Here is a 14,000-nt window from a genome sequence, read left to right as displayed (position 1 = left end):
ATGGCCATCGCTCCCGTGCTCGACAGTTTCGACCGCGCCATCCTCGACCTCCTGCAGCGGGACAACACCCTGCCGCAGCGCGAAATCGCCGAGTCCGTGCACCTGTCCACCCCGGCCGTGCAACGGCGCATCAAGCGCCTGCAGGACAGTGGCGTGATCGCGGCCAACGTGGCGGTGGTCGCCGCAGCCAAGATCGGTCGGCCGCTGACCATCATCGTCGAGGTGCGCGTGGTCAGCGAGCAGCGCGACCGCGTGGCGCCGTTCAGGCGCCGCGTGCAGGACGACCCTGCGGTGCAGCAGTGCTACTCCATCACCGGCGATGGCGATTTCCTGCTGCTGCTTTCGGCGGCGTCGATGGAAGAGTACGAGGCCATCACCGAGCGGTTGTTCGGCGGCGATGACAACATCGAGCGCTTCCGCACCTCGGTGGCACTGGGCACGTTGAAGCGGAGTTTCGAGGTCCCGCTGACACCGGTTCTGTAGCGTCGAGCCATGAATACACCGTCCTCCCACGCCCACCGCCTTCGCCGCTGGTTGCTGCGTGGCCTGTGGCTGGCCATTGCGCTCGTCGCGGCGATGACGCTGTGGAACAGCCCATGGGCGGTCGCACCGAAGATGCTGTGGGCGCTCTCGCGGATGCCGCCGGCAACGCAACTACCGGTGCCGGTGGACGGCGTGCGGCCACGCCAAATCGCCGATACCTTCGGCGCGCCACGTGGCCGTGACCGCTCCCACGCCGGCATCGACATCTTCGCCAAACGCGGCACCCCAGTGCGCAGCGCCACGGCCGGTGTCGTCGCGGATGTCAGCGAACGCGGGCTCGGCGGGCGTCAGGTCTGGGTGATCGGGCCCGGGCGCGAACGCTACTACTACGCGCATCTGGAGGACTGGGCCGACGGCCTGGCACGCGGCCAGGTGGTGCAACCCGGCGATCTGCTCGGCCATGTCGGCGACAGCGGCAACGCCAAGGGCACGCCGCCGCACCTGCACTGGGGCGTCTACGGCACCGACGGCGCGCGAAACCCGCTGCCATTGCTGCGCTGACTGCCACTGCACACCCGCAGACCGATCTGTTCATGATTTGTAAATAGGAATAGTTCGTATTACCATTTCTTTCGTTTCCGGTGGTGCCAGGACGGCCTGCCCGTCCGTTTCCCACCCGTAGCGCCTCGCCTCTGGATGCCGGCCGAGCGCGCGTGCTCGTCCAGGACCCCCATGACCCGTTCCGTCTTCCGTACGCCGCAGCCACAACGGCTGTCCGTTGCCGTGCTCGCCGTTCTCTGCGCCGTGGCCCCGGCCGCCTTCGCCGAAACCGCCGCCGATCCGACCAACCTCGACAAGGTGGTGGTGAAGGGTGAACGCGCCGAAGGCTATTCGGTGCGCCGCACCTCGGCCGGTACCCGCTTCGACCTGGCCCCGCGCGAGATCCCGCAGTCGATCAGCATCATCAGCCACCAGCGCATCGAAGATCAGAACCTGGACGACATCATCGACGTGCTGGCCAACACCACCGGCGTGACCAGCACCCAGTCCGACAGCGAACGCACCGAGTTCTACGCGCGCGGTTTCTACATCGATGCCTACCAGTTCGATGGCCTGCCGACGCAGATGGTGCAGAACTGGAGCTACGGTGATTCCGGCCTGGACCTGGCGCTGTACGACCGCGTGGAAGTGGTGCGTGGTGCCACCGGCCTGCTCAGTGGTGCCGGCAATCCGTCCGCGTCGGTGAACCTGATCCGCAAGCATGCCGACAGCGCCGAACTGAACGGCAGCGTCTCGGTGAACGTCGGTAGCTGGGGCCGCACCCGCACCACCGTGGACGTGGGCAGTGCGCTGAACGCCAGCGGCACCGTGCGCGGCCGCGTGATCGGCAGCTACCTGGACACCGACGGCCAGATGGATCGCTACAACCAGCGCAAGACGCTGGGCTATGCGGTCATCGACGCCGACCTGACCCCGGACACCCAGCTGAGCGTGGGCTACGACTACCAGCAGAAGCGCGCCAACGGCGCGACCTGGGGCGGCTTCCCGATGCTGTACTCCGATGGCTCGCGCACCGGCTATGACGAATCGTTCAACGCCAGCCCGAACTGGACCTACTGGGACACCACCAGCAAGCGCGCGTTCGCCACCCTGCAGCACGCCTTCAGCAATGGCTGGAAGTTCAAGGTCGGTGCCACGCACGATGAGACCAAGGCCGACGACAAGCTGTTCTACCCGGCATACAACGACTGGACCACGGGCGCATCGAACTTCGACAGAACCAACGGCACGGGCATCTCGCCTTCCGCGGGTTTCTACAACACCGAGCGCAAGGTCACCGGTGTTGATGGCTATATTGACGGTCCGTTCCAGCTGTTCGGCCGCGAGCACCAGTTCATGGCCGGACTGAGCTACAACAAGCGCGACTATGCCAACTACGGCGACTACCAGGTCGGTGGCGCCGGCAAGACCTGGGACCCGTTCACCAGCTACCTGCACTGGACCGGCAACATCAGCGAGCCGAACTGGAACCCGCTGGCACTGGCCAGCCAGGGCACCATCACCCAGAAGGCCGGTTACGCCGCCGCACGCCTGTCACTGGCCGATCCGCTGAAGCTGATCATCGGCGCCCGCTACACCGACTGGAAGAGCGAAGGCGAGAACGACGACCGCGAACACAAGGTGACCACCCCGTACGCCGGCCTGGTGTATGACATCAACGACACCTACTCCGCGTACGCCAGCTACACTGAGATCTTCCAGCCGCAGACCGCCCGCGACCGCAACGACCGTTATCTCGACCCGGTCGACGGCAAGAGCTACGAGGTGGGCGTCAAGGGGGCTTGGTTCGACAACCGCCTGAATGCCTCGCTGGCGGTGTTCCGCATCGAGCAGGACAACGTCGCCCAGGTCACCAGCGAGCCGATCATCGGCCGCCCGGGTGAGTTCGCCTCGATCGCCGCACGCGGCACCGTCAGCCGTGGCTTCGAGTTCGAGGTGAACGGCGAACTGGCACCGGGCTGGAATGCCACCTTCGGCGCCTCGCGCTACGTGGCCAAGGACATCAACGACGCCGACATCAACACCAACCTGCCGCAGACCGCCCTGAAGCTTTTCACCAGCTACACCCCGCAGTCGCTGCAGGAACTGACCGTCGGTGGCGGTGCCAACTGGCAGAACCGCATCTACTACGCGGTGCCTGCCTACGGCCGCATCGAGCAGAGTGGCTATGCACTGGTCAGCGCCTTCGTGCGCTACCGCATCTCGCCGGAGTTCAGCGTGCAGGCCAACCTCAACAACCTGCTGGACAAGAAGTACCTGTCGCAGATCAACGGCTACGGTGCGTACGGCGATGGCCGCAACGGCTCGCTGACGTTCACCTGGTCGTTCTGATCCAACCGGCTTTGTAGCGTCGAGCCATGCCCGACTCGGCCACAGAGGGCAGTCGAGCACGGCTCGACTCTACAACGGGGGCGCTCAGCGCCCTCGTTGCGGCGGCGCCCCGGCAGGTGTAGCGTCGCGGACACGGTGGCCTAACTTCGACCCGTGCCATACGGACACCTTGCGCCTCCCCTTCAAGGACGACCGGCCATGCGCACCCGCACGAAACTCGGTCTCTCGCTCATGGCCCTGTTCTCGTCGCTACCGCTGATGATCGGCACCGGCAACGGCTACTTCATCCTGCTTCTGCTGATCGGCCTGCCCGCCGCCATCCTGTCCTGGTTCGATCTGGGCCGTGAACTGCGTGCCATCCCCAGCCCCACCCGTACCGAGCGAGCGCTCGGCCTGGCAATGGGCGTTCCGCAGGTGCTGTTCGGGCTGTTGTGTGCGGTCATCGGCCTGCTGTTGGTTGTCTGGATCCTTTACAACCTGCTGATCGAGCACCAATCGCAGTTTCGCATCCCGTCACTGCCCGCCTTCGCGGCTGGGCCGATGATGATCGTGGTCGGGCTGGGTTGGGCGCGCACAGCCTTCCGCCGCGCGGCCCTTGAGCAGGACGCCCCGAAACAGGACATTCCGGATTGATCCCTGATGACCGGTGCCGGGACATGCCCGGCACCGGTCCCTCATCAGAACCGCAGATCCGCGCGCAGGTACCAGTAGCGGCCACGCGGGATGTCGTAGGTCGAAGCGTCGTAGCCGTTCAACGAGCACGACAGGCAGATCGGCGGATCCTTGTCGAACACGTTGTTCAGGCCGGCGGTCAGCTGCAACCCCTTCATCCAGTCGATCTTGTAGCCCACCTGCATGTCGTGGAAGGTGGTGGCCGACAGCGTGTTGGTGCCCGCTGCCTGGTTGCTGCACACCGGGAAGGCCGCGGCATCGCCACAGTTCTCGGTCAGCTCGGAGATGTGCCGCACCGTCCAGTTGGCGCTCCAGCGGTCCATCGTCCAGCCGATGCTGGCATTGCTGGTCCACTCCGGAATCGAGCTGTCGGCCACTTCCACGCCCGGCTTCTGCGGCTGCTTCTGCCCGGCCGCGCCGGTGGCCTCGTAACGGCCGACGAAGGTGTTCTTCCACGCCAGCTTGAACTGGCCGATGGAGGTCTGCGGCAGGGTCCAGAACAGATCCACGTCCCAGCCGTCGGTCTTGATCGACCCCAGGTTGGTCAGGCGGTTGTTGAAGCTGCTGACCGCACCGGTGCTGGCACGGGTGATGCCATCGCAGTAGACCGGGTCCAGCGTATCCACGCACAGGTCCAGCTGGGTCTGCGCGTTGATCGCTTGGATCGCACCATCGATGGCGTGGCGGTAGAAGGTCACTTCCACATCGAAGCGCTCCGACCACGACGCATTGTTGCCGAACCACGGGCTCCACACGAAGCCGGCGCTGAAGCTGCGCGAGCGTTCCGGCTCCAGCTCGCGGTTGCCGCCGGTGGTCACCGAGATCTGCGAGTTGGCCTGCTGGAAGCCGGCCGGCACGCCCAGCGCGGCACAGTTGGCGGCGCTGCCACGCGGCGGAGTGCCGCCCAGACCCACCGAGCACGGGTCGAACAGCTGCAGGTCGGCACGCGCCGCCGAGCCGTACAGTTCACCGATCGACGGTGCGCGGAAGCCCTCGGCGTAGGTGGTGCGCAGCACGAAGTCATCGGTCACCTGCCAGCGCAGGCCGTACTTGGGCGTGAATTCACCACCAAAGGTGGAGTAGTCCGAATAGCGGCCGGCCAGGCTCAGGTCCAGCTTCTTGCCGAACGAGGAATCGGCGAAGATCGGCACGCTCAACTCCAGGTAGGCCTCGTTGACGTCGTAGGAACCGGAGGTCGGCTGCGACGGTACGCCGTTGTAGTGGCCGATCACCGTCAGCGGATCGGGCTGGTAGGAGCCCTTGTACTTGCGGTACTCGAAGCCGGTGGCGAACGATACCGGACCGGCCGGCAGCGAGAACAGCTCGCTGGACAGGTTGGCGGTGAACAGGCTCAGTTCGTTCTGGCTGCGGTCGCGCACCACCGGCTGGATCCACTTCAGCATGTCCGGGGTGATCGAACCGACGCCGCCGAAGATGTTCAGCGGCACGCAGCCCGGCGTGGCCGCACAGACGGACGGATCGCCCAGCGCCATGTTCACCTTGTAGATGTCATAGCTGCCGTAGTTGGTCTGTTCGGCCTTGTTCTTGCTGTACATGCCGTTGACGTCCCAGTACCAGCTGCGGTCGGCGGCATGGAAGTCACCGACCAGGCCGGTGGCGAAGTAGGTGGTGTCCACTTTCTGCTTGAACACGCGCGCACCGCCTTCCACCGGGCGACGACCGATCAGGCTCATGTTGTCGCCGGAAACGAGATCGAAGCCGAACGGGTTGTACGGGTTCAGGCGCGAGACCACGATGTTGTCGGCCAGCGGATTGCCGGTGGCACCATCGGGCCCGAAGAACAGCGGCTCCGGGCCGGCCTGGTTGGTCGACTCACGACGGTTGCCCAGTGCCTTGACGTACCACTGCACGTTGTCGGTGATGTCGAAGCGGAACTGACCGAACAGGCCTTTGCGCTCCGACGGCGTCAGCACCATGTTGTATTCGGCGAAGTTGAAGCGGTCGGCGGTGGTGAAGCAGTGGTAGTCATCCGTGCGGCTGCAGCCGGCGCTGCCGTCGTAGCGCGGATTGCTCACGCCGGTATTGGGCACGATGTTCTGCACCGCACCGGTGTTCGGGTCGGTGAACATGAAACGGCCCTGCGGAATGCCACCGCTGCCGAACGCCAGGCCGGTGCCGGGAATCGGGAAGCGCGACTGCTCGCGGTCCTTGGCGAATACCGGATCCTGCTTGGTCCAGCTGGCGCCCAGGAACAGGCTGAAGCGGTCGCCACTCTTGCCCCAGGCCAGGTCCACGCCCTTCTGCGTGCCGTCGCCCTTGCTGTACTCGCCGTAGTTCAGCGTCACCTGCCCACCATCAAAGTCACGGCGGGTGATGATGTTGACCACGCCGGCAATGGCATCGGAGCCGTACAGCGACGACGCGCCATCTTCCAGCACCTCGATGCGCTCGACGATGGCCAGCGGAATGGTATTGAGATCGGTAGCCGAGCCGACGCCGGAGGCGGACGACTCATTGACCCAGCGGATGCCATCGACCAGCACCAGCACGCGCTTGGCCCCCAGGTGGCGCAGATCGACCTGCGCCGAGCCGGCACCCACGCCACTGCCATCGGGCGGGAAACCGAAGTTGCCGGACGAGTTGAACTTGGCGTTGAGCGCCGAACCGGAACCGGTGAGCTGCTGCAGCACTTCGCCGATCGAGGTCAGGCCGGTGCGTTCGATGTCACCGCGCGTCAATGTCTGGATCGGCACCTGGCCTTCGACTTCAGCGCGCTTGATGCGGGTACCGGTCACTTCCACCGCATCGAGGTTGGTGGTGGATTGCGCAGCGGCACCCAACGGTGCCAGGGCCGTCACGCACAGCGCAACGGCAACCGCCAACGGGCGGTGATGCAGGTGAATCATTCGCTCTCTCTCCAAAGGAATGTCGGGACTTGGACTGCCGCGCTCCCCCCTGCATGGCGGCAGCGTCTCCTTTGTAAACAAGTGGTAAAAACCAAGGCGTGATGATCGACACTATTTCACGCGGAATTGACGCAATTGCAGGCCGATTACGTCAGATAGCTGCAGGTTATGACCGGACGATACTGTTCGCAGCAGGCAGCCTTGATGCTGGCTGCGACAGCGCGCGCCGGGAGCTGCCGCATTCATGAAAAAGGTCTTTGCCGGACCGTTTCAGGAATAGTTTGAAATTCCTTCGTTTAGAAGGCCCCGCTAGTCGACCCCGTGCAGACTCGCACCTGCAGCCATTCGCGGGAGGATCGATCATGAAAGCAGCAACTGCCGTGCCGGGCGTCATGATGGTACTGACGCTGCTTCTTTCCTTGGCAGGCGAATCAAGGGCAGGCGGCGTGATCGAGTGCAACAACTGCCCCTCTCCCAGCGATGCGGCCTTGGCCTCGGGAGAGGGACTGACGGTTGTGGTGGATTTCGAGAGAGCCGAGTTGACTGCTTTCGACGTTGAACATGACCCTGAGAGCAGAAAGTGGCGAGCACATCCGACAGCGGTTCCAGCGCAGATTGAAATGGCTTTTCTGCGGATCCTGGATGCGACACTGTCAGCAGGGCAAGCGCCGCTCATGCAGCAATCACCGCATGAGCGGCAGTGAGACAACGCCCTACCGCACGAACGCAATGCGCTCCATACCGGTGGCCTCGGCAGCGGCCAGAATCCGCGCCATGCCTTCGTACTCGGCCGCCGGATCGGTGGCGATGCGCAGCTCCGGCAGGTTGCCGGCATGTTCGCCCACCTGTGCCTGCAGGCGCGCCTGCAGATCGCCGATGACCATCGGCTGGCCATTCCAGCTGAGCTGGTTGCCAGCGTCCAGGCTCAGCTCGATCGGCGGTGGCGGTTCGAGGCGATCGATCGTGCGATCGGTGGACTGTGGCAGCTGCACGGCAATCGGCCGGGCCACGATCGGCGCGGTCACGATGAAGATGATCAACAGCACCAGCATCACATCCACCAGTGGCGTGACATTGATGTCCGCCAGCGGGCCGCTTCTTCCTGCGCTACTGAACGCCATGTGCCGCTCCGTGCAGCCGGGCCGTTCGCCCAAGGCCGACAGTACGTCGCCTTCCGTCACCTGCGGCAGTGGCCTGTACGGGTTCATTCAGCTGTCGTTGCCAACGCCCGGCGTCCACACAATGCGAAACTGAATTCAGCCATCCCCCGCTATGCTGAGTGCCATGACCCGACGCTCCTCGACCGCCCTGTCCCTGCTGCCCTTGGCCACCACGCTGCTGATCGGCTGCGCCAATGCCCAGTCCCTCGACGCCCAGAACGCGCAGCTGAAGGCCGCGATCGCTGCCGCCGAACGCGGCCAGTTCGATCCCGGCCAGGCCGCCGCACTCAGCCGCCATCCGGCTTACGGCTGGCTGGAGTACGCCAACCTGCGCCGCAACATCGACACCGTCGATACCGCGCAGGCCCAGGCCTTCCTCAAGCGCTATGACGGCCAGGCCGTGGCCAACACGTTCCGCAGCGTGTGGTTGCCCTCGGTCGCACGCCGCCAGGACTGGCCCACCCTGCTCGCCAACTGGGTGCCCACCGACAACGCAGGCCTGCGCTGTGCGCAGCTGACCGCGCGCCAGGTGACGGGCAAGGTCGATCCGCAGTGGATCAGCGAGGCACAGGACCTGTGGCGCAAGAACGGCAAGTCGCTGCCAGACGGCTGTGACGCCGTTTTCGCCGTGCTGCAGGCACAGGGCGGACTGAGTGACGCATTGCGCTGGGAACGCATCGATGCCGCCGCCGACGCCCAGCAGCCGGCCGTGATGCGCAGCGCCGCACGTGGCCTGCCTGCCACCGACTTGGCGCTGGCCAACAATTACGCCGCCTTTGTCGACAAGCCCAATGCCAGCGCATTGAACTGGCCGCGCAACGAGCGCAGCCGGCGCATCGCCACCGACGGCCTGGCCAAGCTGGCCAAGGCCGACCCGGCCGCCACCGAACAGCAGTTGCCGCAGTACGCCCAGGCGCTCGGCCTGAGTGCCGAGCAGCAGGGCCAGGTGCTGTACCAGATCGCGCTGTGGACGGTGGCTTCCTACCTGCCCGATTCGGCACGCCGCCTCAACGCAGTGCCGGAATCGGCGTATGACGAACGCCTGCACGAATGGCGCGTGCGCGAGGCGATGTCGCGCGGTGACTGGCCGGCGGCACTGACCGCGATCCGCAAGATGGCCAGCAAGCAGCGCAGCGACCCGCGCTGGCGCTACTTCGAAGGCCGCATGCTGGAGAAGACCGGCCAGGCCCAGCAGGCGCAGCCGTTGTTCCGCGATGCGGCGCGCGCACCGACCTTCCACGGTTTCCTGGCTGCCGACAAGCTGCAGCAGGGCTACACGCTGTGCCCCTGGAAGCCGAACGACAGCGCGCAGGCACAGGCGGTGATCGCGCGCGACCCGGCCATCCAGCGCGCGATGGCGCTGTACCAGATCGACCGCACCGGCTGGGCCGTGGCCGAATGGAACAGCGCGCTGTCGCGCTTCGATGACACCCAGCGCCGCCTCGCGGTACGCGTCGCGCAGGACAACGGCTGGTTCGACCGCGCCGTGTTCGCGCTCGGCAAGCAGCCGCAGGAACAGCGCCTGTACGACCTGCGCTTCCCGCTGCACCACGACGCCACCATCCGCCGCGAATCGGCACGCAACGCGATCGATCCGGCCTGGGTGGCGGCGGAAATCCGCGCCGAGAGCACGTTCACCCCGCGTGCGCGCTCGCCTGCAAACGCCATGGGCCTGATGCAGGTGCTGCCGGCCACCGGTGCCGGTGTGGCCAAGTCGATCGGCCTGACCGGCTACAGCGGCGCCGACAGCCTCTACGACCCGGACACCAACATCGCCATCGGCACCGCCTACCTGCGCCAGCTGATGAACAAGTACGACGGCCTGCCGTACGTGACCATCGCCGCCTACAACGCCGGCCCGACCCCGACCGCGCGCTGGCAGAGCCAGCGCCCGGGCTTTGACCCGGACCTGTGGATCGAGACCATCAGCTACAAGGAAACCCGCGAGTACGTCGCCCGTGTGCTGGCCTTCAGCGTGATCTACGACTGGCGCCTCAATGGTGATGCACTGCCGCTGAGCGACCGCCTGATGGGCCGCCTGGTGGACAAGCGCAAGAACTTCAGCTGCGCCGCCAACGCCGAGCAGGGCGGGGATTGATCGCAACACGGTACTGCCGGCCGCTGGCCGGCATTCCCCGGTATCCACGCCCTGGAGTGAAACGATGAGCCTGCTGGCCTGGATCAGGCTGGCCGCTGTATCGGTAGTGCCGGCCGCTGGCCGGCAGCTTCGGTGTGACTGCCGTTGCCGGCCAGCGGCCGGCACTACCGGTGCATCTGCGCCGGGCATGCGATGATTCCAGCCATGAAGATCTATCTTGTCGGCGGCGCCGTACGCGACCGCCTGCTGCAGCGCCCCGCCGGCGACCATGACTGGGTGGTGGTTGGCGCCACGCCCGCGCAGATGGAAGCGCAGGGCTACACCGCGGTCGGCCGCGATTTCCCGGTATTCCTGCATCCAAAGACCGGTGAGGAGTACGCACTGGCGCGCACCGAACGCAAATCCGGCCGCGGCTATCGCGGCTTTGTGGTCGATGCCGACCCGGGAGTGACGCTGGAAGAAGACCTGCAGCGCCGCGACTTCACCATCAATGCGATTGCCTGCGACGAAGACAGCGGGGCGCTGGTCGATCCTTACGGCGGCGTGCGTGATATCGAGCAGCGCGTGCTGCGCCATGTCGGCCCTGCGTTCGTGGAAGATCCGTTGCGCGTGCTGCGCGCGGCGCGCTTCATGGCGCGCTTCGCGCCGCTGGGCTTCACCGTTGCGCCGGAAACGATGGATCTGATGCGCGAGATCGCCGCCAGTGGCGAACTGGACGCGCTGGTGCCGGAACGCGTCTGGCAGGAACTGCGCAAGGCGCTGGTCAGTGAGCGGCCCTCCGCCTTCCTGCGCACGCTGCACGATGCACATGCACTGGGCCCGATCCTGCCCGAGCTGGAAGCGCTGTATGGCGTGCCGCAGCGTGCCGAATTCCACCCGGAAGTCGATACCGGCATCCACCAGGAAATGGTCAGCGACATGGCGGCGAAGCTGGCCCCCGGCGATGACCTGGTCGGCTTTGCCGCGCTTACCCACGATCTCGGCAAGGGCCTGACCCCGCCGGAGGAGTGGCCGCGCCACATCATGCACGAACAGCGCGGTATCAAACCCCTGAAGGCGCTGTGCGCGCGGTTGAAGATTCCTGCCGAGCACCAGCAGCTGGCCGAAGCGGTCTGCCGGGAGCACTTGAACGTGCACCGCATCGACGAACTCCGCGGTGCCACCGTGTTGGAACTACTGGGCCGCTGTGATGCGCTGCGCCGGCCGGAGCGCGTGGCCCGCATCGCACTGTGCTGCGAGGCCGACAAACGCGGCCGGCTCGGCTTCGAGGACGCCGACTACCCGCAGGGCGAAACGCTCAAGCGCCTGCACCAGGCGGCACTGTCAGTACAGGCGCGGGACCTGGATACCACCCATCTGAAGGGCCCGGCCATCGGTGAAGCGTTGGCCAAGGCACGCGTAAAAGCCATCGCCGCCGCCCGCTGATCCGCAACCGCCGTGGCGGCCGCGCACCGACTCCCATGGGTAGTGCCGGCCGCTGGCCGGCAACCCCAGGTTGCCGCCACAGGAGTCAGTTCTCACCCAACTCCTGGACTTCAATTGCCACGACATTGCATCCACCCAGCAGCACGGTCCCTCGGGATCGCAGGTCCCCGATCAGTTTCCCCCTGATGGTCGCGTAGGCACCAGAGCGTCGTTCAACCTGGTCAATCATGCGCTTGGGGATCAAAAGCGACACACAGCTTGCTTCACTGTTGTACCGGCGGTACTCCGCTTTGCTGTCCCAGATGCCACGATCCTCGAACTGTGCCACCAGGTAGCCGCGAAGTTCCACCTGAGACCCATCCAGCTCCGCGCTTCCCTTGATGGCCTTGCTTGGCAGCAGCGCCGCCGGGTTGGAGGAAGGTGCCTGCCCGGAAGTTGCACACCCGGCCACGGTTGCGAACAACAGGAAGACGCCAGGCAGGAACCACTTCATCGCCCACTTCCTGGTAGGTAGAACAGCTCCTGCTGCTTGGTGATGTTCTGCTGGATGAGCCGCTGCTCGGTCGGCGTCATGCGGCCCTGAATCATCCGGAATTGCACCTTGCCGTCGACCAGCTCACGCACACCGACCCGCGAACCCGTGCTGTCCACCGTGATGTTGGGAACCCCCGGGCTCACGAGGGGACCCGAATCTCCTGGCGTCAGCCGATCCACCAGGCCACTCTGCTCCAGATGGCCGTGCATCACAGCCACGGTATCGGCGGTCGGCGTCAGTTCCGCATAGAACCCGGAGGCATCCGAGGACGTCGCCATTGATGGATCCACCCGGATCGACTCGGTACCGTTGCTGCTTGCCTCGATGGTGACAGCCTTCTCCCGGTTGCCACTACCGACTCTCACCGAATCGGTGTTGGCCAGAGCGGTCTTCTCCGTCTGCGCCGAAAGCTGGATGTCCAGGCCACTTGATCGGCTCTGGTCGAAACGCCTGGCATCGATGCACGTGGACCGGCCGGCCCCTTCCGGGCATCGTCCATCCGGATCCGTGAACCGGTAGGGATTTCCGTTGGCGTAGTGGTAGCGGTTGAACTGCCCAACCGGCTGTCCATATGCCGTCACCGGGTCCACCGACAGGAATACTCCCAGCTGTGGGTCCATGTACCGCTGCTGCATGTAGCTCAACCCAGTAGCCGCGTCGCTTACATGCCCTGTATAGCCAGGACCATCGGCCACCCCTTCACCGATCGCGGCTCCGTAGGGTTCGTAGTCATAGCGTGTGATGACGGCGCCCGCCCCGTTGGTTTCAGCGACAACCGACCCGAGGGCGTCGGTATGGACGTAGGTGACGACCTGTGCGCCGGCAATGGCGCTGTACATCAGTGAAGTCGATGCGAACAACGCCAGCCGCAGCTTCGAAGCCACCATTCCGTTCTCCAGCAGGTCCATCCTGAACTGCCTCCCCCATGAGCGGGGGATGCCCCCTGGGTCCGCGCGTGCCCACTTTCCCTGCCGCTCGCCTGCCCTGCCCGTTTCGTGCAGAGCATTGCAGCCACATGCGCCCCTTGCCGAACGTGGTTCCTGGCTCAGTGCGCCATGCCGCGGGTGATCGCCGCGGCGCGCTGCTTCAGCTGGGCCACGGCATCGGGAATCATCTCCATGCCCACGTCCAGGCCGGGGTTCAGCACCAGGCCGACGCCGTCGCCGATCCCGGCCAGCAGCGCGTGCACCGCGATCGGCATGGCATGCGCGAACTGCGGCAGCTGCTCGTGCCACAGGCCCGCGCGCTCGGGCGCGGTGAACACCGCGAACATCGGCTCGCCGCTCTCGCTGGTCAGCACCAGCGGCGAGATGCTCTCGTCCCAGGCACCGTCTTCGCCGATGGCCTTGTCCAGCAGCACGAACGCCGTCGAGGTCAGCAGGCCATCGAGGAACTGCGATGCGGTCAGCGTGCCGTCCTGGGCCTGCAGCAGGCGCACCTCGAGGTCGTTGAGGGGTTCGAACGGGGTGTCGTGGTCCATGGTCGGTTCCGGTACGTGGTTGCAGGGCAGACTTTAACAGGCCCGCTCCTCAACCGAGGAATCCGTGCCGCCACAGCCAGCCCAGCGCGGCCAGCCCGGCCACGCCCACCAGCATCAACGGCAGGCCGAAGCGGTGCCGCCACGGGATCGGCACCCCGCCCAGCTGCTGGTCCATGGTCTCGGTATCCAGCACCCAGCCGTGCCCGCACCGGGTGCAGGCCAGCTCGTAGCGGCGCTGGTAGGTGAGGCCAAACAGCAGGTCGATGCGCGCCATTTTGTAGCGCAGTTGCGGGGCGAACTCGGTTTCCGTCTGGCAGCGCAGGCAATGGTGGGCTTCGGTCGGGCCGACCACCACCACCCGCTCCTGCTGGCCGATCAGGATCATGGA

At 65.8% G+C, this 14,000-nt stretch carries 13 protein-coding genes; 7 read left to right on the top strand and 6 right to left on the bottom strand.

What is annotated here, in order from left to right; translation table 11 throughout:
- The 4 genes from AC5P99_RS00145 (at window position 1) to AC5P99_RS00130 (ending at window position 4,008) form a co-directional block, all read left to right on the top strand.
- Window positions 1-483, top strand: coding sequence for an Lrp/AsnC family transcriptional regulator (locus AC5P99_RS00145; protein WP_005411028.1), 483 nt, complete (start codon window positions 1-3; stop codon window positions 481-483).
- A 9-nt stretch (window positions 484-492) separates the two neighbouring features.
- A complete protein-coding gene (locus tag AC5P99_RS00140; protein WP_043034019.1) occupies window positions 493-1,044 on the top strand; it encodes a M23 family metallopeptidase in 552 nt (183 codons plus the stop codon).
- Window positions 1,045-1,215: 171 nt separating this feature from the next.
- Window positions 1,216-3,375, top strand: coding sequence for a ferric-rhodotorulic acid/ferric-coprogen receptor FhuE (gene fhuE / locus AC5P99_RS00135; protein WP_108270537.1), 2,160 nt, complete (start codon window positions 1,216-1,218; stop codon window positions 3,373-3,375).
- 198 nt (window positions 3,376-3,573) lie between these two features.
- Window positions 3,574-4,008 carry a hypothetical protein gene (locus tag AC5P99_RS00130; protein WP_234411856.1) on the top strand — a complete coding sequence of 145 codons (435 nt, stop codon included), beginning with the start codon at window positions 3,574-3,576 and terminating at the stop codon, window positions 4,006-4,008.
- A gap of 44 nt (window positions 4,009-4,052) precedes the next feature.
- Here AC5P99_RS00130 and AC5P99_RS00125 read toward each other — a convergent pair whose 3' ends face one another.
- Window positions 4,053-6,914 carry a TonB-dependent receptor plug domain-containing protein gene (locus tag AC5P99_RS00125; protein WP_005414478.1) on the bottom strand — a complete coding sequence of 954 codons (2,862 nt, stop codon included), beginning with the start codon at window positions 6,912-6,914 and terminating at the stop codon, window positions 4,053-4,055.
- 362 nt (window positions 6,915-7,276) lie between these two features.
- Between AC5P99_RS00125 and AC5P99_RS00120 the strand changes: the two genes are divergently transcribed.
- Complete coding sequence (locus tag AC5P99_RS00120) at window positions 7,277-7,618, top strand: hypothetical protein (protein ID WP_134948574.1); 342 nt, start codon at window positions 7,277-7,279, stop codon at window positions 7,616-7,618.
- Window positions 7,619-7,627: 9 nt separating this feature from the next.
- On the opposite strand, the gene AC5P99_RS00115 is transcribed toward AC5P99_RS00120, so the two are convergent.
- Window positions 7,628-8,035, bottom strand: coding sequence for an ExbD/TolR family protein (locus AC5P99_RS00115; protein ID WP_043034017.1), 408 nt, complete (start codon window positions 8,033-8,035; stop codon window positions 7,628-7,630).
- 151 nt (window positions 8,036-8,186) lie between these two features.
- Between AC5P99_RS00115 and AC5P99_RS00110 the strand changes: the two genes are divergently transcribed.
- Window positions 8,187-10,172 (top strand): transglycosylase SLT domain-containing protein, encoded by a 1,986-nt coding sequence (locus AC5P99_RS00110; RefSeq protein WP_495212785.1) that lies wholly within the window; start codon window positions 8,187-8,189, stop codon window positions 10,170-10,172.
- A gap of 204 nt (window positions 10,173-10,376) precedes the next feature.
- A complete protein-coding gene (locus AC5P99_RS00105; RefSeq protein ID WP_049450595.1) occupies window positions 10,377-11,597 on the top strand; it encodes a multifunctional CCA addition/repair protein in 1,221 nt (406 codons plus the stop codon).
- 85 nt (window positions 11,598-11,682) lie between these two features.
- On the opposite strand, the gene AC5P99_RS00100 is transcribed toward AC5P99_RS00105, so the two are convergent.
- The 4 genes from AC5P99_RS00100 to AC5P99_RS00085 form a co-directional block, all read right to left on the bottom strand.
- Complete coding sequence (locus tag AC5P99_RS00100) at window positions 11,683-12,090, bottom strand: hypothetical protein (protein ID WP_024957023.1); 408 nt, start codon at window positions 12,088-12,090, stop codon at window positions 11,683-11,685.
- Complete coding sequence (locus tag AC5P99_RS00095) at window positions 12,087-13,040, bottom strand: RHS repeat-associated core domain-containing protein (protein WP_024957024.1); 954 nt, start codon at window positions 13,038-13,040, stop codon at window positions 12,087-12,089. The genes AC5P99_RS00100 and AC5P99_RS00095 overlap by 4 nt, the downstream gene beginning before the upstream one ends.
- A gap of 137 nt (window positions 13,041-13,177) precedes the next feature.
- Window positions 13,178-13,612: an SseB family protein gene (locus AC5P99_RS00090; protein ID WP_005411035.1), complete on the bottom strand. Its 435-nt coding sequence runs from the start codon at window positions 13,610-13,612 to the stop codon at window positions 13,178-13,180.
- 49 nt (window positions 13,613-13,661) lie between these two features.
- Entirely contained in the window at window positions 13,662-13,997 is a 336-nt protein-coding gene (locus AC5P99_RS00085; protein ID WP_043034012.1) for a hypothetical protein, read from the bottom strand.
- Window positions 13,998-14,000 lie beyond the last annotated feature (3 nt).

The sequence above is a fragment of the Stenotrophomonas sp. YJH_SMC_80 genome (genome assembly GCF_059372495.1).
This window is presented reverse-complemented; position numbering and strand designations above follow the sequence as displayed.

Bases quoted from the DNA above. Each gene is read 5' to 3' on its own strand.
- AC5P99_RS00145 (WP_005411028.1), top strand. From the start codon at position 1: ATGGCCATCGCTCCCGTGCTCGACAGTTTCGACCGCGCCATCCTCGAC.
- AC5P99_RS00140 (WP_043034019.1), top strand. From the start codon at position 493: ATGAATACACCGTCCTCCCACGCCCACCGCCTTCGCCGCTGGTTGCTG.
- fhuE (WP_108270537.1), top strand. From the start codon at position 1,216: ATGACCCGTTCCGTCTTCCGTACGCCGCAGCCACAACGGCTGTCCGTT.
- AC5P99_RS00130 (WP_234411856.1), top strand. From the start codon at position 3,574: ATGCGCACCCGCACGAAACTCGGTCTCTCGCTCATGGCCCTGTTCTCG.
- AC5P99_RS00125 (WP_005414478.1), bottom strand. From the start codon at position 6,914: ATGATTCACCTGCATCACCGCCCGTTGGCGGTTGCCGTTGCGCTGTGC.
- AC5P99_RS00120 (WP_134948574.1), top strand. From the start codon at position 7,277: ATGAAAGCAGCAACTGCCGTGCCGGGCGTCATGATGGTACTGACGCTG.
- AC5P99_RS00115 (WP_043034017.1), bottom strand. From the start codon at position 8,035: ATGGCGTTCAGTAGCGCAGGAAGAAGCGGCCCGCTGGCGGACATCAAT.
- AC5P99_RS00110 (WP_495212785.1), top strand. From the start codon at position 8,187: ATGCTGAGTGCCATGACCCGACGCTCCTCGACCGCCCTGTCCCTGCTG.
- AC5P99_RS00105 (WP_049450595.1), top strand. From the start codon at position 10,377: ATGAAGATCTATCTTGTCGGCGGCGCCGTACGCGACCGCCTGCTGCAG.
- AC5P99_RS00100 (WP_024957023.1), bottom strand. From the start codon at position 12,090: ATGAAGTGGTTCCTGCCTGGCGTCTTCCTGTTGTTCGCAACCGTGGCC.
- AC5P99_RS00095 (WP_024957024.1), bottom strand. From the start codon at position 13,040: ATGGACCTGCTGGAGAACGGAATGGTGGCTTCGAAGCTGCGGCTGGCG.
- AC5P99_RS00090 (WP_005411035.1), bottom strand. From the start codon at position 13,612: ATGGACCACGACACCCCGTTCGAACCCCTCAACGACCTCGAGGTGCGC.
- AC5P99_RS00085 (WP_043034012.1), bottom strand. From the start codon at position 13,997: ATGATCCTGATCGGCCAGCAGGAGCGGGTGGTGGTGGTCGGCCCGACC.